At 42.9% G+C, this 20,305-nt stretch carries 14 protein-coding genes and 1 pseudogene; 2 read left to right on the top strand and 13 right to left on the bottom strand.

Annotated features, from left to right (window positions below; translation table 11 throughout):
- Nucleotides 1–489 precede the first annotated feature (489 nt).
- Nucleotides 490–1,341: an enoyl-CoA hydratase-related protein gene (locus C5470_RS03270; RefSeq protein ID WP_166285913.1), complete on the bottom strand. Its 852-nt coding sequence runs from the start codon at nucleotides 1,339–1,341 to the stop codon at nucleotides 490–492.
- Between the two features lie 440 nt (nucleotides 1,342–1,781).
- Here C5470_RS03270 and C5470_RS03265 point away from each other — a divergent pair, with 440 nt between their 5' ends.
- The gene (locus C5470_RS03265) at nucleotides 1,782–2,018 is read left to right on the top strand and encodes a major outer membrane lipoprotein (RefSeq protein ID WP_036849495.1); all 237 of its coding nucleotides are present in this window, start codon (nucleotides 1,782–1,784) and stop codon (nucleotides 2,016–2,018) included.
- Nucleotides 2,019–2,130: 112 nt separating this feature from the next.
- On the opposite strand, the gene C5470_RS03260 is transcribed toward C5470_RS03265, so the two are convergent.
- The 11 genes and pseudogenes from C5470_RS03260 to ydiJ form a co-directional block, all read right to left on the bottom strand.
- Nucleotides 2,131–3,201, bottom strand: coding sequence for a L,D-transpeptidase family protein (locus C5470_RS03260; RefSeq protein WP_166285911.1), 1,071 nt, complete (start codon nucleotides 3,199–3,201; stop codon nucleotides 2,131–2,133).
- Nucleotides 3,202–3,324: 123 nt separating this feature from the next.
- Entirely contained in the window at nucleotides 3,325–3,741 is a 417-nt protein-coding gene (sufE, locus tag C5470_RS03255; RefSeq protein WP_166285909.1) for a cysteine desulfuration protein SufE, read from the bottom strand.
- Nucleotides 3,742–3,779: 38 nt separating this feature from the next.
- On the bottom strand, nucleotides 3,780–5,018 hold the full coding sequence (sufS, locus tag C5470_RS03250; protein ID WP_036849492.1) for a cysteine desulfurase SufS: 1,239 nt from the start codon (nucleotides 5,016–5,018) through the stop codon (nucleotides 3,780–3,782).
- A complete protein-coding gene (gene sufD / locus C5470_RS03245) occupies nucleotides 5,015–6,328 on the bottom strand; it encodes a Fe-S cluster assembly protein SufD (RefSeq protein ID WP_166285907.1) in 1,314 nt (437 codons plus the stop codon). Before sufD ends, sufS begins: the two co-directional genes overlap by 4 nt.
- Entirely contained in the window at nucleotides 6,303–7,049 is a 747-nt protein-coding gene (gene sufC, locus C5470_RS03240) for a Fe-S cluster assembly ATPase SufC (RefSeq protein WP_036849490.1), read from the bottom strand. Before sufC ends, sufD begins: the two co-directional genes overlap by 26 nt.
- Before the next feature lie 57 nt (nucleotides 7,050–7,106).
- Entirely contained in the window at nucleotides 7,107–8,603 is a 1,497-nt protein-coding gene (gene sufB, locus C5470_RS03235; protein WP_166285905.1) for a Fe-S cluster assembly protein SufB, read from the bottom strand.
- Between the two features lie 12 nt (nucleotides 8,604–8,615).
- A complete protein-coding gene (gene sufA, locus C5470_RS03230) occupies nucleotides 8,616–8,984 on the bottom strand; it encodes a Fe-S cluster assembly scaffold SufA (RefSeq protein WP_166285903.1) in 369 nt (122 codons plus the stop codon).
- A gap of 633 nt (nucleotides 8,985–9,617) precedes the next feature.
- Nucleotides 9,618–11,297, bottom strand: coding sequence for a GH39 family glycosyl hydrolase (locus C5470_RS03225; protein ID WP_166285901.1), 1,680 nt, complete (start codon nucleotides 11,295–11,297; stop codon nucleotides 9,618–9,620).
- A 152-nt stretch (nucleotides 11,298–11,449) separates the two neighbouring features.
- Nucleotides 11,450–11,689: pseudogene (locus tag C5470_RS22635) on the bottom strand (IS1634 family transposase); the annotation flags it as partial.
- A gap of 820 nt (nucleotides 11,690–12,509) precedes the next feature.
- Nucleotides 12,510–12,926, bottom strand: a complete 417-nt coding sequence (gene menI / locus C5470_RS03220; protein WP_036805375.1) for a 1,4-dihydroxy-2-naphthoyl-CoA hydrolase — start codon at nucleotides 12,924–12,926, stop codon at nucleotides 12,510–12,512.
- Nucleotides 12,923–15,979: a D-2-hydroxyglutarate dehydrogenase YdiJ gene (ydiJ, locus tag C5470_RS03215; RefSeq protein ID WP_166285899.1), complete on the bottom strand. Its 3,057-nt coding sequence runs from the start codon at nucleotides 15,977–15,979 to the stop codon at nucleotides 12,923–12,925. The genes menI and ydiJ overlap by 4 nt, the downstream gene beginning before the upstream one ends.
- Nucleotides 15,980–16,202: 223 nt before the next feature.
- Between ydiJ and ydiK the strand changes: the two genes are divergently transcribed.
- Nucleotides 16,203–17,300 carry an AI-2E family transporter YdiK gene (gene ydiK, locus C5470_RS03210; RefSeq protein ID WP_166285897.1) on the top strand — a complete coding sequence of 366 codons (1,098 nt, stop codon included), beginning with the start codon at nucleotides 16,203–16,205 and terminating at the stop codon, nucleotides 17,298–17,300.
- A gap of 470 nt (nucleotides 17,301–17,770) precedes the next feature.
- On the opposite strand, the gene ppsA is transcribed toward ydiK, so the two are convergent.
- The gene (ppsA, locus tag C5470_RS03205) at nucleotides 17,771–20,149 is read right to left on the bottom strand and encodes a phosphoenolpyruvate synthase (protein ID WP_166285895.1); all 2,379 of its coding nucleotides are present in this window, start codon (nucleotides 20,147–20,149) and stop codon (nucleotides 17,771–17,773) included.
- Nucleotides 20,150–20,305 lie beyond the last annotated feature (156 nt).

The raw sequence follows: 20,305 nt of genomic DNA, 5'->3' as shown, positions 1-20,305 counted from the left end.
TTGATATGTAGCTTTATTTCTGAAATACCGCAAACATGGCGGTGTTTCAGACCCTGCTAATCCGATACCACCCCAGCCAGATCACCAAAGTTCGGTATCAAGCGGATCTAAAACCAAATAAAGACTCGGTAGTCAGTGGTAGATTCTTTTAACAAGTGCATATAAAAATCAAGTCTTTTTTATCAACTAGCACAATATTCCTAATGACAAATGAATATGAAAGTCGATTTAGGAAGACAAATTACATAATATTTAAACAACATATAAACAAAAGGTAGATTCACATAAATAAGTGGTCATCAACCATAGGTCGCTTTCAGAAACAGCAAACTTTAAACATCAATTCTTTCTATATGCCACCAGTACCCTAATAATAACGCCATTTTCTATCCCTCTTGATCAGAAAATGGCTTAACCACGATGATGTTCCCCAGCATTACGTCATTTGCGGCAAACTCACTTTGCATGTTATCGACATCTCTGTCTTAATCATGGTTCATCAAAAGCTTTACCTACTTCGTTTAAATTCTGGAACTCATTTGTTGTTCCGGCCGCTTTTGCCTGAATCGAGCACAAAATATCCTGACGACTAAAAATCGAAGCTTGTAAAAGTGCTGTTTGTTGTAATGATTCGTCAACACCATGATCACGACTGTAAAGCATGGCTCGTTTAACCCCGTTAATAGCAACCGGAGGCCTATCCGCTATACGTCGGGCAGTCGCTAAAGCCCCCTCAATCAATGTCTCCACAGAAGGGAAGATCTTTACCACAAGTCCTAAATCATAAGCCTGAGCAGCATTCAGTGTATCCCCTGTAAGTGCAAGATAGCGGGCCATGCCGCCAGGGATCAGATGTTGCAGACGCTGAAGGATACCTAAGTCAGCCATCATACCGATATTGGTTTCCTCTATACGAAACTTCGCATTTTCAGAAGCAAAACAAAAATCACATGCAGCAATTAAATCAAATCCTGCACCAAGACATGCTCCTTGTACTGCGGCAATGACCGGGAAGCGGGCACGTTCCAATACACTTATCGCCTCCTGCATCTGTAATAAGCTAAACTGCATAGCTTCCCGCTCATTAGGATTAGTCGTATGAGTTTCTTTGCTGGAGGCGAAAATTTGCAAGTCAAGCCCACCACAGAATGCACTGCCTTGCGCAGAGATTACCATTGCCCGAACCTCTCCTGAGCGACTGAATTGCTCTATTGCCTCCGGAAATAGTTTCCAGAACGCCAGTGCCAGACTGTTTGCCTTTTCAGGGCGACTGAGCTGCAAATGAGCGACCCCGTTGTTAACGGTGATGTTAAAATACTCGTTGGATTGATCAATTAGCATAGAAGACTCCTCTTACCAGTTTGAATTTGAGCCTAGGATTCAACCTGAGTATTGTCAAGAGGCTTATCTACAATAAGATTCAGTTAACAAATTTGTTTTAAGCGAAACCCTAAATTTATGTATGCGAAATGTCTCCATGTAAGACACGTCCCTATGAATCAATAGACGCAAGATGGCTTTGATGTGGTGTTTTTTATTTATAAGAATTTTTAACTAAAATTATTTCGGAGAATATCATCCCCTTATGGAATAGGATTTCTTTGATTAAAATGTTACGCAATGGTTTTGTTTTTTTAGATTCAGATGAAAATTACCCGCCCACTAAAGAGAAAATTTGAAATAATTGGTTTTCATGATAAAAATTTATTCTCTTTCTAAAAAACTTTGTGTAATACTTATATGGCTACTTGGAGATTAACTTAAATCTAGAGGGTATTATAATGAATCGTACTAAAATTGTACTGGGTGCAGTAGTTCTGGCTTCTACTCTGTTGGCTGGTTGTTCAAGCACTGCTAAAGTTGACCAACTGTCTTCTGACGTTCAGACTCTGAATGCAAAAGTTGATCAACTGAGCAATGACGTGAATGCAGTACGTACTGACATTCAAGCCGCTAAAGACGATGCAGCTCGTGCAAATCAGCGTCTGGATAATCAAGTTCGTTCCTACAAAAAATAATTTTTTGTAATAAAGTACAAAAATGGCGCACAGTCTATCTGTGCGCTGTTTTTTTATCATGAAGTTCTGTCAGAAAAATATCCGCTGACCTCTCCCTGTTTGCAATAAAATATTAATTTTCCCGATAGATTGGCCCAGGCTGATATAATGACGGTAATTTAAACGATTCAGATATACCTTCATTTACTTCTTGTTCTGCATCTTTAGCATCGTCTTTCATCGGCACTCTATTTTCTTCCCGCAGATCCTGTTGTGTTTCAGGCTGTGTATTTTCACTTACCAGCACCGGCATACCAGAACGGCGTACAATAGCTTGTTCAACAATATTTTTATCTGTCTTGCTATCGTCAATGAACTTGTTCAAACCGGCTGATCGGACAATTTGTAATGTCTGTGGATCATCTTCCTCTTTTTTAGATAGCGGCTGATGGACTTCAATATAACGTTTACCATCTGGCTCAACAGAATACTTAACGGCTTCATTGATAATCTGTACTCTGGTTCCACGGGAAACTGTGTTAAACACAGCTTCAATATCATCAGGACGCAGACGAATACAACCCGAACTCACCCGCATACCAATGCCAAAATCAGCATTAGTGCCATGAATCAAATATTCTCCACGCCCAGCAGCTAAACGCAACGCAAATGCCCCCATTGGGTTTTCCGGGCCCGCAGGAATAACCGCAGGTAAGATAATCCCCTGTTCAGCATAATGCTTACGGATATTCTTAGTCGGCGTCCAGGTTGGATCTTTAATTAGCTGGCTTACCGATGTTGTCATCACTGGCGTATTACGACCAAGCTGTCCAATACCAATGGGATAAACGATGACTTTGTTTTTTCCTTTAGGGAAATAGTAAAGTCTGAGTTCAGCAAGGTTAATCACAATCCCTTGCCTCGGTGTATCAGGCAATAGCATTTGTGATGGAATAATCAGTTCAGAACCCGGAGCAGGCAAATAAGGATCGGTACCGGGGTTAGCTTCCAGCATTGCCAGTAATCCAATTTTATATTCGGCAGCAATGGCCTCCAGAGAACGTCCGTCATCTGGTACAACAAATGTCGTATTTTCGCCAATTAAACGACTATTGGTAGGTGGCAAGGTATATTCTGTAGCACTGACTGTATTAGTCAACGCACTTAACAATAACATGCCGATAAACGTTAAAACTCGTTTCATGCTTGCTTCCTGGAATGACTTCTGAATGTTATCGGATAAATTAAACGCAAAAGGTTGAAGCCTTATTCACCTTTCACGGCCGTGTATATTATCAGCCGCGAAAGAAACACGTAAGACTGCCATTTAAACCATTTTACTTGCCGCATTGCGAATGGCATATATCATCGCATGTAGCCCCTGTGTCCGTGATGGTGTTAAATGTTGCTCCAGAGAAAGTTTTGCAAAATATTCAGTCACATCCAAATCCAGAATTTCCTGAGGCGTCTTATCCTGAAAAAGAATAAAAACCATCGCAACCAGCCCTTTCACGATAGCGGCATCACTGTCACCAACAAACTCCACTTTGTTTTGGTCATTCTTCTTCAGCAAAATCCACACCTGACTCTGACAACCGGCGATTAAATGCTCAGGTTGACGTTGTTCGTCAGTCAGTGGGGACAACCTCGCCCCCAGTTCAATCATATAGAGATATTTTTCTTCCCAGTTTTGGCAGCGGGAAAAATTACGTAACAATCTATTTTGGTCGGGCAAACTTGCCATGACGTTTTCCTTTATCACTCTTTCGATCTGTAACCATCTCAACCAAGCAGTTTTTCTATCCGCTGCAATGCAGCAACAAGAGCATCAATCTCTTCTTGTGTAGTATAAATCGCCAGTGACGCCCTGCACATACTGGGAACATGATAATGTTCCATCAGCGGAAGTGCGCAATGATGCCCGGTACGAATCGCGATGCCATACTGATCAAGGAAACTTCCCACATCATAAGCATGATGACGGCCAAGGTTGAACGCAATAACCCCCTGACGTTGCTCAGGACCATATAATTTCAGTGACCTGACCTCTTTCAGCCGAGTCATCGCATAATCCATCAGCGCCTGTTCATGTTGCTGAATTTCATCCAGCCCCAGTGAAGTGACATAATCAACCGCAGCGCCAAGGCCAATAATTCCCGCTATATTCGGCGTCCCCGCTTCAAACCGCCATGGTGATCCCGCATAGGTTATCCCTTTTTGCAGGCTGACGTGTTTGATCATTGCTCCGCCACCTTCCCAAGGTGGCATGGCTTCCAGAAGGGATTTACGCCCATAAAGCACGCCAATTCCTGTTGGTCCGTATAATTTATGGCTGGAAAAAACATAGAAATCGCACCCCAGATCCTGCACATCAACTTTCTTGTGCATAATGGCCTGAGCACCATCAACCAGAATATGTAACTGACCACCCCACTCTTCAGCCACTCTTCTTGCCTGTTGTATAATTTCACGTACAGGGTTCACGGTGCCAAGCACATTAGACAGGTGAGTAAAAGAAAGTAATTTAGTACGTGAATCAATCAGGGATGTTAAAACCGATTGATCCAGCTCACCGGTTTCATTCAGTGACCATACTCTGATTTCACACCCAATTTGTTCCGCCAGCATATACCACGGAACAATATTGGCGTGATGTTCCATTTCAGTAATCACAATATTATCGCCACTATTGATAAATTTGCGGCCATAACTGTTAGCTACCAGATTAATCCCTTCCGTCGTACCTTTGACGAAAACAATCTCTTCATCACTTTGAGCATGGATGAATTGCGCCATCTGGTGGCGTACATTTTCAACCATACGAGTAGCCGCAGAACTGAGAGTATGAATTCCCCGGTGAACCGCCGCATACTGGTGTAAACAGAATTCACTTTCCCGTTCTATAACCGAAACCGGCTTCTGAGCACTGGCGGCACTATCAAGATAAACCAGTGGATACCCATTGACCTGCTGAGTGAGTACCGGGAAATCCTGTCGCACCCTTTTTACAGAGAAGGTCATTTTTCCACTCCCGCTAAACGCTGTTTAATGTGCTTCATGACAACAGTTTTCAGGGCTTCATCTTCAATAGATTCAGTAAGTTCGGCAGCAAAAGCAAATATAATCATATGTTGCGCATCACACCGGCTGATACCACGTGATTGCAGATAGAACAGTTGTTCTTCATCTATCCGGCCAACAGTCGCACCATGGCTGCATTTCACATCATCAGCGTAAATTTCCAGTTGAGGTTTGGTATCCACTTCTGCCTGTTTACCTAATAACAAGTTGTTATTGGTCATCTGCCCATCGGTTTTCAGTGCATGAGGCGCCACCTTGATCATGCCGTTAAATACCGCTTTACTCTGATCCATCACAATTGTTTTATGCAACTGGCGGCTTTCACAATGGCCTTTATTATGTTCCAGATAAGTACGGGTATCAGCGACCTCTTTTCCTTGCGGCAACAACAAGCTGTTCAACGACAGATTCGCCCCTTCGCCATTAAGTTGAACGCTGGTATTGTGTCGACCAAGCCCGGCACCTAACAGAAAACTGGTGCTCTTCACCCGGGCATCACGACCAACCACAATATCGTTATGTGCAAAGTGGTAGCTCTCACTATTCTCAACGCCCAGTTTTATATGGATTAAGCTGGCGTTATCCCCCACGTCTGCGGTCAATCGGCTTCCTGTCATATGGGGTTGCTGCTCATCAGTACTGACGAAATGTTCAATCACTCTGGCGCCTGCATTCGCTCCCACAGTAATGTGATAGCGGTAATGGCTGGTATTTAATGCTTCATTACAATAACCACTGGTTATATTCAGCAGATAAAGGGGTTTTTCCGCAACTTGCCCGGCTTTTAATGTTATGACCAAAGGCTGTTGAGCAAGGCTTTCTGTCAAATGCAGAAAAATCTCGCTCTGGATCGACGCCGGAAGCCCACTTTTGTTATCCAGTAAACTCAACTGATACGGCCCAAATTCACAGGAACTCAGTAAAGGAGAAAAACAACCATCCACCATAACGATACGCCAGCAATCCATCGGAATCGCCAGTTGTTCGCATTGTGCTACGGTCAATTCCCAGGTTTTGCCACTGTATTGCTGGCTTAACAGTTGTTCCAGCGGAGTATAGCGCCAATCTTCATGTCTGAATTGAGGAAACCGGGTTTTAGTCACTTGCTGCCAATGCAGACTGGCATGAGATGAATCATCACCATGGCGGCAATGATACAAATCAGCGAAACGCGCTAAGGCTTGCTGATTACGCTCTGCAACCTGACGCGTCTTTTCAGCTTTTTCACTGTTGGTCAATAAGCCAGCCATAGCCTTGCTCCTCCAATTTTTTCGCCAGATTGAAATCACCGGATTTAATGATCCGTCCCTGATAAAGCACATGGACAAAATCAGGTTTCACGTAATCCAAAATACGTTGGTAGTGAGTCACAATAATGAATGAGCGGTTTGGATCACGCAGGGAATTCACACCATTAGCAACAATTTTCAGTGCATCAATATCCAGACCTGAATCTGTTTCATCTAAAATACAGAGTGTCGGCTCCAGCGCGGCCATTTGCAGAATATCGTTACGTTTTTTCTCACCACCGGAAAAACCGACATTGACTGAACGTGTCAGCAAGTCTTGCGGCATATTCAGCAGTTCTATTTTTTCTTCGATAAAATCGGCAAAATCAAAGCGATCCAGCGGCTCCTGATGACGATATTCACGGACAGCGTTCACTGCCGTTTGCAGGAAGAATTGATTACTGACACCCGGAATTTCCACCGGATATTGAAAAGCCAGGAAAATCCCCTCACCAGCCCGCTCTTCCGGTTCAAATTCCAGTAAATCTTTTCCTTTAAAGATGATTTCACCATCATCAATTTCATACTCTTCACGGCCAGCTAACGTTGCCGATAATGTACTTTTACCGGAGCCATTCGGTCCCATAATGGCATGAACTTCACCCGGTTTAACTTCAAGATTTAATCCTTTCAGGATTTCATTACCTTCCACACTGACTCGTAAATTTTTAACACTTAACATATTACATGCCTTCGAACGGCTTAACGTTCTGTCATAAAAAAGGGAAACAGGGAGAATTCACCCAACACTATGTTCAAGGCTAATTGCCAGTAATTTCTGCGCTTCAACGGCAAATTCAAGGGGAAGTTCAGAGAACACATCCTTACAGAAACCATTAACGATCATTGAAATCGCATCATCCTCACTAATGCCGCGTTGCAGACAATAGAACAATTGATCTTCACCAATGCGGGAAGTTGTCGCCTCATGCTCCAGTTGCGCAGTATTGTTCTGTACTTCTACATAGGGAAATGTATGCGCGCCACATTCAGTACCAATCAGCATGGAGTCACATTGAGTATAATTACGGGCGTTTTCCGCTCCCGGCAATATTTTCACCAACCCACGATAACTGTTCTGGCTACGGCCAGCAGAAATACCCTTTGAAATAATGGTCGATTTGGTGTTACGCCCAATATGGATCATCTTGGTGCCGGTATCTGCCTGTTGAGTACCATTAGTAAGGGCGACAGAGAAAAATTCGCCAATCGAGTTATCCCCTTTCAGGATCACACTTGGATATTTCCAGGTAATTGCTGAACCCGTTTCTGATTGCGTCCAGGACATTTTGGCATTTTCACCTTCACACAATGCTCTTTTAGTCACAAAGTTAAGAATTCCCCCCTCACTGTCACCGCCTGAAAACCAGTTCTGTACAGTAGAATATTTTACTTCGGCATCTTTATGGATAATCACTTCCACAACAGCAGCGTGCAGTTGATAGCTGTCACGTACAGGTGCAGAGCATCCCTCTATATAGCTGACATAACTGCCCTCATCAGCAATCAGAATGGTGCGCTCAAATTGGCCGGTTTTCGCCGCGTTGATACGAAAATAGGTGGAGAGTTCCATCGGGCACCGAACCCCTTTTGGCACATAAACAAAAGTACCATCAGAAGCGACCGCGGTATTCAACGCGGCAAAGAAGTTATCGTGACTTGCAACCACACTGCCGAGATATTTACGGACTAACTCAGGGTATTCCTGTATTGCCTCGCTGAATGAGCAAAAAATAATGCCTTCTTTCGCTAACTTATCCCGATAAGTTGTTGAGACAGAAACTGAATCAAAAATAGCATCTACCGCGACAGCTTCACCTTCCCGTACAGGAACACCCAGCTTATCAAATGCTTCTTCAATCTCTGCCGTCAAATAATTATTTGTTTGCTCTGCACCCGTTGCCTGCATAGCACCGGATTGCGAACTGCAACTATCATCACAGGCACCGCATGAAGGTGCTGAATAATAGCTATAGTCCTGGTAATCGAGATTAGGGTAATTCGCCTTCAACCAGTGCGGCTCTTCCATTCCCAGCCAATGGCGATAAGCCTCCAGCCGAAACTCCAGCATCCATTCAGGTTCATTGCGTTTTGCGGAAATTGCCCGCACAACGTCTTCACTCAACCCCTTAGCCAACTCATCAGTCGCGACCTGAGTGAAAAAACCCTCTTTATAACGATGATCGCTGAGCCAGGTCTGCACATCATCGCTGATTTCTACATTGCTCTGAGACATATATTGGTACACTTATATACCAAAGCTTTCACCACACCCACAGGCATGTTGAGCTTTTGGATTATTGAATTTAAATATCTGATTTAAACCTTCACGAACAAAATCAACTTCAGTTCCATCGATAAATGGCATAGCTTTCAGGGGAACATATAGACATGCCCCTTCATTTTCATACAGTAAATCATCAGGCGCAGGATCGTTAACCATCTCAAACACGTAGCCAAAGCCGGCACATCCTGACTGCTTAACCCCCAGATATAACCCTTCACTTTGTGGGTTCTGCTGCATCAATTTTAGGATCTGTGCTGCGGCTCTCTCTGTGATGGTAATTCCTTGCCATGCGGTTTCATTCAGAGAGAAGGTTTCAACACTATTTGTCATCGTTGACCTCATATTTTTCTTTAGCAATTTTTTGCCGCTGTTATCGGAACATTCTCGTTACCACATAATGGTAATGATAACCCTTATCACTTCAACCATTTGTTTTAAGAGGATATACCTTAAATGGATTAAATTTCACCCAAACACAACGAATTATGTTCATCGCATATGAAAATATATTTTTAATTCTTTGTTTTATATATAAATTATTAATTTAATTAATTGTGCTATCCTGTACTTTTTGGTACAAAATAAAAGCACAAAAGGTTCATCATGAATACCATTTGATGTGAGCTTTAAGATATACCGGAGATGCGGCATGGGAGTTGCTATTATGATTATAATATATACAAATAGAGTTTCTATTTAATCAAGGCGGATTCGACTAATAAGCTACCGAGAGCTCCAGAAAATGCTGACCGAGCCTAGCGTCAGCATTGACCACATCACGATTTATCTCTGGGTGCAGTGCTATACCCCGGAAATGGAAAAAGCGCATACGCTGGTACTGGTGCCATCCCACCGACCAGCGCCCCAGGGACACTATTGCAAATAGCGGCTTAGAGCAAATCTTTCCGCTAAAGCTCTACCTTAGATCCCGAAAATGTAGTTCACCAAGCCACGGCACTGCTATCAGGAATACTCAACATCCAGAAGTACTACCGAGTCTTGTTGAATATTTGCCACAGCAACCTTCCACATTATTCCAGTATCGGTTTTTACTTTGGTTTTTTTTATATTTTCACTCATTACCGAACTTGGCCTTATATTGTCCAACTGACCTCCTTCGGTAATAATATAAGCAGTGACATTCCTAGGCTCTCGTGGGTCTTGAATTATGGCATTGTGACCGGTAAAACCATATCTACGGTATTCAGGGTTGACAGCTTCTGGAGAGTGGTCATCAAGTATATCCTCTTTAATATTGTTACTATACATATTTTTAGGATTTTTCCCGCCAAACCATTTGTCAATACTGTATTGATCTTGAATATTGTCAACATCTCGATTTGTATCCAGGTAATATTGCTTGTATTTTTTTGACGGATATCCTTCTTTGAGGAAGTCTTTATCAAGAAAATAAGTTGATACTAATAACTTCCTTCTTCGAGGAAAAGAATTGGGTTCACTGCGCCCTTCCAATTCAATATACCCATATTTAGCATTTTCAAATTGTATATCAATGTTAGATTTATAATATGGCGTTTCAAACATTAAGTTGAATAAATAAAATGCTTGCGCGGGATAGGTATATCTATTTCCATCATTAAAAATACCTAGTGTGCCGCCGTCAGCTCTGTAGTAAAACGCTTTGTCCACATCTCTATATACCATAAATATCAAAGATTGTATAATAAACGCCGCATTCTTTGCTGATTGCATTTTATTCTGTGTTTCGTGAGTTGTATATGGGGTCATTCCCCACTCTGTTATATAACTTTCAACATGCTTAAATCCCAATTCATCAAGCAGGGATCTGTTGAGCCTGGCTGATGCCGCAACTTGAACAGGATCGGCTTTGTCGTGAAGGTAAAGGTGCCAGGAATAAAAATCTAGCGGGAATGAGTTGTCTTTACATGCTTTTAAAAAACCGCATCCATAGGGACTGTGTATCCCCTGCCCGGCGGCTATAGATGGACCTCCGACCAACACATTCGGTGCTACCTTTTTGATTTCGCGTGCGATAGTACCATAAAATTTGTAATAAACTTTCGGGTCAGAATCGGCAAAGAAGATTCCTAAATCAGGCTCATTCCATATTTGATAATACATTACCGGACGCTTCATTCCAATGTTCATGTAGTTAACTGAATACCGCTTTACTAATTCCGCCGCCAGCATGGCATAAATTTGAAAATTTTCTGGTGGGTTTGCACTTCCCAAAAATGACCTGCCTATTCGACACATCACTTCTCTCTTGAGATAAGGATTGGAATTCCTTTCATTGTTAATGATTTTTCTAAAATAAGCATCTGTCGGTTCGTAATTTGCTTGTGAAACAGCCTCTTCAAAACTATTATTCTTCATTCCGTTTCTGGCATTTGGAAAGATAGATCTCTTATTTGTCAAATCGGCGTAAACTTTTCGGCCATGCCATTTTTTATCTTCTGGTACCATTAGTAAAAGTTGATATGAACCCGGATCTTTATTATCAAGAGTGCCATTATCGATATCCCCTGGGCCATACAGATCATGCGCTCGGATGAAAGGGATCCCCATTTCGTTAAATTGGTCTTCAAGATCAGGATATCCGGGGGCTATGGATATAGGAGAGCCATTTACTCCGTGCACAGGTTTAATTAATTTATACATTGTAAATACCTCGACATAGTTATTATTATATCTTCATTGGTCACGGACAGAGCGTATACATAGTATGTGAGAGTTCCAATGCCCTGCCCAGGACCAACATAACAAATGAAATAGCTTTCGGATAGGCTATTAGCCGACATTCCGCACCCAATTCAGGAATAAAAAGACTCATACCATTGACCCAATATCTTCAACAGGTCACTTTGGTACGGTTGCATACCCGTTACCCTCCGATACTCTTGAAATTCGAAGGGATTAATCCCTTCACAGGTTAAAAATACCCAACGGGTGGTGGGCGATTGTGTCTGCCGGTTTTTCATATCCGGGTAAAATGCCGCATTTTGTTTCAATCCGCTGCGAATTTTATGCTCCAGCGCAGCATAGACCATTAAACTGGGAGAATTCCACAGCGAACTTCATTACGATCGACATAGTACATTTTAATCGAGTTCAACGATGAGATGTCGTTGGTATTTATTTTATTGTTTTTGTCAGCTTCGCTAAACGAACTTCCATCTATAAATACCTTGCAAAAAAGAAACGATAACACTGTCCGCTCCGCTTGGAGCACTACATAAAGATATAGTCATTTACGTGCCGCAGTCTTTCAAGTTATAGATTTCATCAATATTTTTAATAATATCATTGTTTATGTGAACTGCTTATATATCTGATTAATTTAAATATCGAGTAAAATATAGATGGTGAATTATATTGAAGGGGTTAATATCGAAATAGATAAAAACTTTCTTTTATTTAAATTTATAAATGCCGGTATATATCAATTTAGGGATGGATTACTGTAAATAAACTCAGAAATATAATGTAATATATAGATATATGTATTTTGCTTTGGTATATTCTGGGCGGGCGCTTGAGACTATCTGTCTCTGGCGTGCTGGAGCGGATAGAAGAAAGCCCCGAGTGATCTTTCAATCAACCCGAGGCCTATCTATGCATCACAACATAAGATTAGCCTCTTACACGCCGAAAGGCAAGGAGACGCTAACCATGAAACAGCAAAAAGCGGTACTTATCGCTTCAAGACATTCCCGTTATATTACTATGGAGATCCACAAGCTGCTTGGAAGCAAACCTGCTTTACCAAACAACTAACATAATAATATTGCAAATAAACTTAATACATAAAAAAATATCTTTTTCACTTAATGAGTAGGTTATTAATCCATAGAAAAATAACCTACTATTATTTTATCCAGGCAACACCGAAGTAGTTAACCGGGAAGTGCAACACAAGTGTTGACGTTCATCAAAAATATCGATTCGCCATACCTGGTGATTTCGGCCAATATGCAGAGGCTTACACACCCCTTTAACTTCGCCACTGCGAACAGATCGGATATGGTTGGCATTGATTTCCAGCCCAACAACTTTTTTCTCACCTTCAGAACAGAGATACCCTGCCAAAGAACCAAGTGATTCTGCCAGTACAACAGATGCCCCGCCATGTAATAAACCAAATGGCTGACGGGTGCGATGATCAACCGGCATTGTGCCCTCAATATAATCATCACCGATATGCGTGATTTTTATGCCCAGATGACCCATCATACATTGACTATTTACTTGATTCAGGCTATCCAGTCCAATATCACGTTTCCAAATCATGGGATTATCTCCAATAAAGCTTGCAACGGATGCTTAAGTACTTGCCCTTCTACCCGCTTAACCTGACTGCGGCAGGAATAACCGGAACTCAGGCAACGCTCCAGAGGTAATTTCTGCAAGGCAGGTTGCCAGGATAATTTATAGATACCAATAGAGTGTTTTATGTTTTTGTTTTCATGACCATATGTTCCAGCCATTCCACAGCAGCCTACACTGATATTATCCAGCTTACTACCCAACCGCTGGAAAATTTTTTCCCACTGTTGACTACTGCCTGGTAGCATAGTCACTTCCGTACAATGTCCGAACAGATACCATTTATCACCGGACACGGCCTGATTGTCCTTTTCCTCCGGCAAAGTGTTGATCAGCCATTCGTGAACAAGCTGAACCTCAAACTTGCCGCGCTGCTCACCGAGAATTTCTTTGTATTCATCCCGATAGCACAGTACCAATGCAGGATCGACACCAACCATAGGAATTCCTAGTTCAAATACCCGATTGAGAAAATCTGACGTTTTTTGGGCGGTTTTAGCAAAGCGGGATAAAAATCCTTTGATATGCTGGGCCTTACCGTTAGGGGAAAATGGCAGCAATACCGGTTTATATCCTAATTTTTCCACCAAACAGGCAAAATCAGCCACAACTTTCGCATCGTAATAACTAGTGAACGGATCCTGAACAATCAGCACATGCCCGTTACGATGAGCCTGATCCATTTTTTCAAGCTGTTCCAGTTTGGTCGAAAGCGCGTAATGACCTGCAAGCTGTTGGTGTAGTGTCGGACTGGATAACAAGGGGAGATCGACCATCCCGATTGTCCGACGGCTCAATTCCTGCACCCACGGCTGTTTCAGGAAGAAATTAAATGCCCGCGGCGCCTTAGCCATTAATGGTGTACTACTTTCCGCACCTGCCACAATATAATCACGCAAAGGACGAAGATAGCGGCCGTGATATAACTCAAGAAAACGTGCACGGAATGACGGCACATCAATTTTAATTGGGCACTGTGTTGAGCAGGCTTTGCATGCCAGACAACCAGACATCGCCTCTTTTACTTCATGGGAGAAGTCATACTCTCCACGCCATGCTTGCCAACTATTACGCGTTTTTTCAATCAGACCACGCAGGCTTGGCCGTTTTTGTTCCAATCCCTGCTTCAATGGTTGCGGATCCATACCTTGTTCGGTCAAAAGCCGAAGCCATTCACGTACTAATGTTGCCCGCCCTTTCGGTGAATGGATACGCTGCCGGCTAATTTTCATTGACGGACACATTGGGCTTTTCACATCGAAGTTAAAACACAACCCATTACCATTACATTCCATCGCACCACGGAATGTATTTCTTACATTGACCGGAATTGTCCGGTCATAAGTCCCCCGCTTGACAGCATCAACTTGCATCATTGGTGCATCAACACCCATCGGCGGACAAATTTTACCCGGATTCAAGCGGTTATCCGGGTCAAAAGCCGCTTTAATCCGGCGCAATTCCTCATACAAGACGCTACCGAAAAATTCCGGACTATACTCAGCACGAAAACCTTTACCATGCTCTCCCCACAATAAACCGCCATAACGGGCGGTGAGGTTGACAATCTCGTCAGAAATTTGTTTCATCAGTACCTCTTGCTGCGGATCGCACATATCCAGTGCTGGCCGAACGTGCAATACACCGGCATCTACATGACCAAACATACCATAATTCAGTTGATGGCTATCCAGTAGCTGGCGGAATTCCGCAATATAATCAGCAAGATACTGTGGAGGCACACACGTATCTTCCACAAACGGGATCGGTTTCGCCGCCCCCTTACTGTTACCCAGTAATCCAACTGATTTCTTGCGCATTGCATAAATACGCTCAATATCAGCCAGCTTCCGGCAAATCTGGTAGCCAATAACTCCCTGACGACCTTCGATCAGTTCGTCAAGGCGCTGACAAAGTATGTCTACCTGCTGGTCTATCAATTGTTGATCATCACCACTGAATTCAACAATATTCAACCCCTGCATATCCTTGCCGGGAATATCAGTGATCAGTTCTCTCACTGAATGCCAGACAATATCCTCACGCGCTAAATTCAGAACTTTTGAATCCACGGTTTCAACAGATAAAGCCTTTGCATTCACCATAAAAGGCGCGTTACGCAGCGCTGAATCAAAGGAATCATATTTTACGTTCACCAACCGCCTGACTTTCGGCAACGGTGTAATATCCAGAACCGCTTCGGTAATAAAAGCCAGCGTTCCTTCTGAACCGGTCAATATACGACCCAAGTCAAACTTCTGCATATCGTCACTGAAAACATGACGCAAATCATAACCTGTCAGAAAACGATTGAGTTTGGGGAACTTTTCAACGATAAGTTCACGTCGTTCACGGCAGCAGTTAAGCACGGTGTTATAAATGCGGCCTGTAACAGAATCTTCCTGGGCAATTGATTCCGCCTGTGCGATGTCCATTGAGCGGGTATCAAGTAATTCACCACCCAATAAAACAGCCCGTAAGCCAAGAACATGATCGGATGTTTTACCGTATACCAGTGAACCCTGACCAGAAGCATCGGTATTAATCATTCCACCCAATGTTGCCCGGTTACTGGTTGAAAGCTCAGGTGAAAAAAAATAACCATATGGACGCAAATATTGGTTCAGTTGGTCTTTAATTACGCCCGCTTCAACTCTGACCCATCCCTGCTCCGGATTAATCTCGAGGATACGATTCATATAACGGGACATATCCACCACGATACCTTCATTAAGAGCCTGGCCGTTTGTGCCTGTACCGCCTCCACGCGGGGTAAATGTCAAATTCTGATATTTTTTTTCACCTGCAACACGGGCCAGTAAAACCACATCTATGCCGGATCGCGGGAAAACGACAGCCTGCGGTAAGAGTTGATAGATACTGTTATCTGTTGCCATCGTCAGGCGATCTGCATAGCTGCTTGCAATATCTCCGGTAAATCCTTGTTCCTTGAGTGTATCCAAAAATTCCTGTGCCAACTCACTAACGTGAGGTGCTTGCGATATGCGTGGGATCATTATCGTTTTGATCCTTTTAAAATGAGTGTCCACATTGCTTTATTTATACTATCTTTGAATCAATGCTTTAGTCAGCCGTAACCATTAACCACAGTTAACTGACTTGTCTGAGAAGGCAAGCGGTTACCTTATCATAATATTCACCTATTTTGAGTAACCTATAGATAACATCCTATTTATTCATTATCTTTAGCGCCACTAAATTCCTTAGAGAAATTAACTTATGGACAAATATAAACCGTATTATGATCTACCAAAGCTACTGTTTACTTTAATTTTTCTTTCACTCTTAATTGTGACCAGTTTCTGGGTGATGAAACCGTTTATCCTTGGTTTTGTCTGGGCTGGAATGGTGGTTATCGCCACCTGGCCTTTACTGGAAAAACTACAAAATAGTTTATGGGGTAAACGTTGGATTGCGGTTTCCATCATGACATTATTATTAATTCTGTTGTTTGTGATCCCCATCGCATTACTGGTCAGTAGCTTATTAGAAAACAGCGCACCATTAATTCAGTGGGCTAAATCCCCTACTAATTTTCAAATGCCGGCAATGACCTGGCTGAACGGCATTCCTCTGGTTGGTGATAAACTTTACAGCGGCTGGAATGCACTGATCACGGATGGTGGAAATGTGCTGATTGCTAAAGTCCAGCCCTATGTCGGAGAAGCAGCAACCTGGTTCTTTACTCAGGCGGCCAATGCCGGACGCTTTGTTTTCCATCTTGGCTTAATGGTGCTATTCAGCGTGCTCCTATATCTGAAAGGCGAACAGGTGACGATGAGTATTCGCCATTTTGCCGTTCGCCTGGCCGATAAACGCGGAGATGCAGCCATCCTGCTGGCAGCACAATCTATCCGCGCTGTCGCTCTCGGCGTCGTCGTTACCGCTCTGGTTCAAGCTATTATCGGTGGTCTTGGCTTAGCTGTTTCAGGGATCCCTTATGCTACATTGCTGACGGTACTTATGTTTGTCTGTTGCGTTGCCCAGATTGGTCCATTATTGATTTTAGTGCCTGCTGTCGTCTGGCTTTACTGGACAGGTGATACAACCTGGGGCACCGTGCTATTAGTCTGGAGCTGCATAGTGACAACACTGGATGGGTTTCTTCGTCCATTTTTAATCCGTTTAGGCGCAGATTTACCGATGGCGCTGATATTAACTGGCGTTATTGGCGGAATACTCTCATTTGGTATGATTGGCTTATTTATCGGACCGGTCGTATTAGCCGTTGCTTATCGTTTATTAATTGCCTGGATGAACGAAGTCCCAGAACCTGAAAATGATTTAACAGAAACTGAAAAATATCTGGAAAAATAATTTTCAGAATAATTTGTATGATCATTAATCCTGCCTCACATAGCGAAAGAGGATTAACTCTTTCGCTAAAGCATAACTTTAAAAACTAATCATTCATTTGAAATATTCTTTGTTTTTATTCGTTAGATATAATTATTGTAACCACAATGTTAAAAAATAGTTAAATTTGGTTTTTTATAGCCATAAATAATCCGTAAATTAGGACAATTCTTAATGAATAAACTATTTAACTAAATTAGTATAAGCGGGCTGTAAACGAGACGTTTATTTCTCCTTTTGATAGTTCTATTTATTAGAAACGCGTATATTGCTGTGTGTAGTCCTTGCCTATCACGCCCATGGTAGGCTTTTTTTTTACTATTTTTATCCTTATTCTATGGCGTTGTAATTGTAATCAGTTACTTTATCCATTAAAAAAACCCGCCATTTATTCTGACGGGCCTTTAGTTTCAATTGTGTATTATTCTCAATTAACTCTCTTTCGCTAATCCCAACCAAGTTTTCATCACGGTATCTGGGTTCAATGACAAGCTATCAATCCCCTCTTCCATCAACCAATGAGCAAAATCCTGATGGTCTGAAGGCCCCTGCCCACAAATTCCCACATATTTGTTTTGACGCTTAGCCGCCTGAATAGCTAATGAGAGCATAGCCTTAACCGCATCATTGCGTTCATCAAATAACTCAGATACCACGCCGGAATCCCGGTCCAAACCAAGAGTAAGTTGAGTCATGTCATTAGAACCAATAGAAAAACCATCAAAGTGTTCAAGAAACTGTTCCGCCAGAATTGCATTGGACGGGATCTCACACATCATAATGACTTTCAATCCGTTCTCACCACGCTTCAACCCTTGTGACGCCAGTTCAGCAATAACCGCTTCAGCCTGAGCGACAGTACGCACAAATGGGATCATAATTTCGACGTTGGTCAGCCCCATATCATTACGTACACGCTTAACCGCTTCACATTCCAATGCAAAACAACCGCGGAAACTGTCAGAGACATAACGCCCCGCACCACGGAAACCCAACATCGGGTTCTCTTCATCAGGTTCGTAAATGTCACCACCCACCAGATTGGCATACTCATTGGATTTAAAGTCAGACAGACGAACAATAACCCGCTTCGGCCAGAACGCAGCTGCCAACGTTGCAATCCCTTCAGTTAAGCGTCCAACATAGAACTCAACCGGATTGTCATAACCCACCATCAGAGATTTTATCTCTTGCTGCAATTCCGGCGTTTGCTGATCAAACTCCAGTAATGCGCGAGGGTGTACGCCAATCATTCGGTTAATAATAAACTCCAAACGGGCAAGACCAACACCTTCGTTTGGCAAGCAAGCAAAATCAAATGCGCGGTCAGGATTACCAACATTCAGCATAATTTTTACATCAAGCTCTGGTAATTGATCGACCTGAGCACTTTGTACAACGAAATCCAGTTGATTTTGATAAACAAAACCCGTATCGCCTTCCGCACAAGAAACCGTCACTTGTTGATTTTCTTTCAGGCGTTCCGTCGCATCACCACATCCAACAACCGCAGGAATACCCAATTCACGGGCAATAATCGCTGCATGACAAGTCCGGCCACCACGATTAGTCACGATCGCAGCCGCCTTTTTCATAATCGGCTCCCAATCCGGGTCGGTCATATCAGTGACCAGAACATCACCCGGCAGGATACGATCCATTTCATTTAAGTTATGAATAACTTTTACTGTACCCGCTCCAATACGATGGCCTATGGCGCGCCCTTCCACCAATACCTGACCTTGTTCATTCAGTTGGTAGCGTTCCATAACCTGTTGGTTTGAGCGGACAGTCTCAGGACGCGCCTGAACAATATATAACTTGCCATTATGGCCATCTTTGGCCCATTCAATATCCATCGGCCGGCCATAATGTTTTTCAATCAACAACGCCTGACGAGCTAACTCTTCAACTTCTTCATCGACTAAAGAGAAACGATTGCGTTGTGCTTCCGGCACATCTTCGATACGTACCTGCTTACCATGCTCTTTATTATCAGCGTAGATCATATGCAATTTTTTAGAGCCCAGATTGCGGCGAACAATGGCCGGCTTCCCCCTATTCAGCGTTGGCTTATGAACATAGAATTCGTCCGGGTTCACGGCCCCCTGAACAACCATCTCACCCAAGCCGTAAGCAGAAGTAATAAAGACAACCTGATCAAATCCTGATTCAGTATCAATAGTGAACATCACACCGGAAGAGGCGAGATCAGAACGCACCATACGCTGTACACCGGCTGACAGCGCAACCCCCCGATGGTCATATCCCTGATGGACACGATAAGAAATAGCCCGGTCATTAAACAATGAAGCAAACACATGCTTGATGGCAATCATCACCGCATCAATGCCTTGTACATTCAGAAAAGTTTCCTGCTGCCCGGCAAAAGAAGCATCCGGCATATCCTCAGCCGTTGCCGAAGAACGCACAGCAAAAGAGGCTTCGGGCTCCCCTTCAGCCAACTGTTGATAAGCGACCTGAATATCTTTTTCCAATTGCGGCGTCAATGGCGTATCAATCACCCATTGACGAATTTGTGCACCCGCTTTGGCCAATTGATTCACATCGTCAACATCAGTTTCATCCAGCAAGCTATAAATACGCTGATTGACACCACTTTGCTCCAGGAAATCATTAAATGCCTGTGCTGTGGTCGCGAAACCATTCGGGACAGAAACCCCTAGTTCTGACAGGTTAGTGATCATTTCTCCCAGGGAGGCGTTTTTACCACCAACCCGGTCAATATCATGCATACCTAATTGGTTATACCAAAGCACATTACACGGGGGGAGGTTATTGTTAGGCATTAAAACAATCCTTTTAACATTCGTGAGGTACAAGTCGGAAAATTGGCACTGCATTTTTAGCAGTCATAAATAGACTAACACAATGTTTTGGCACACATAGAAAGGTGAATCGATCAACCCAACACATTATTTTTTTCTCAGGTATACTTTGCAGGA

The organism is Photorhabdus stackebrandtii, from assembly GCF_011189495.1.
GTDB lineage: Bacteria > Pseudomonadota > Gammaproteobacteria > Enterobacterales > Enterobacteriaceae > Photorhabdus > Photorhabdus khanii.
This window is presented reverse-complemented; position numbering and strand designations above follow the sequence as displayed.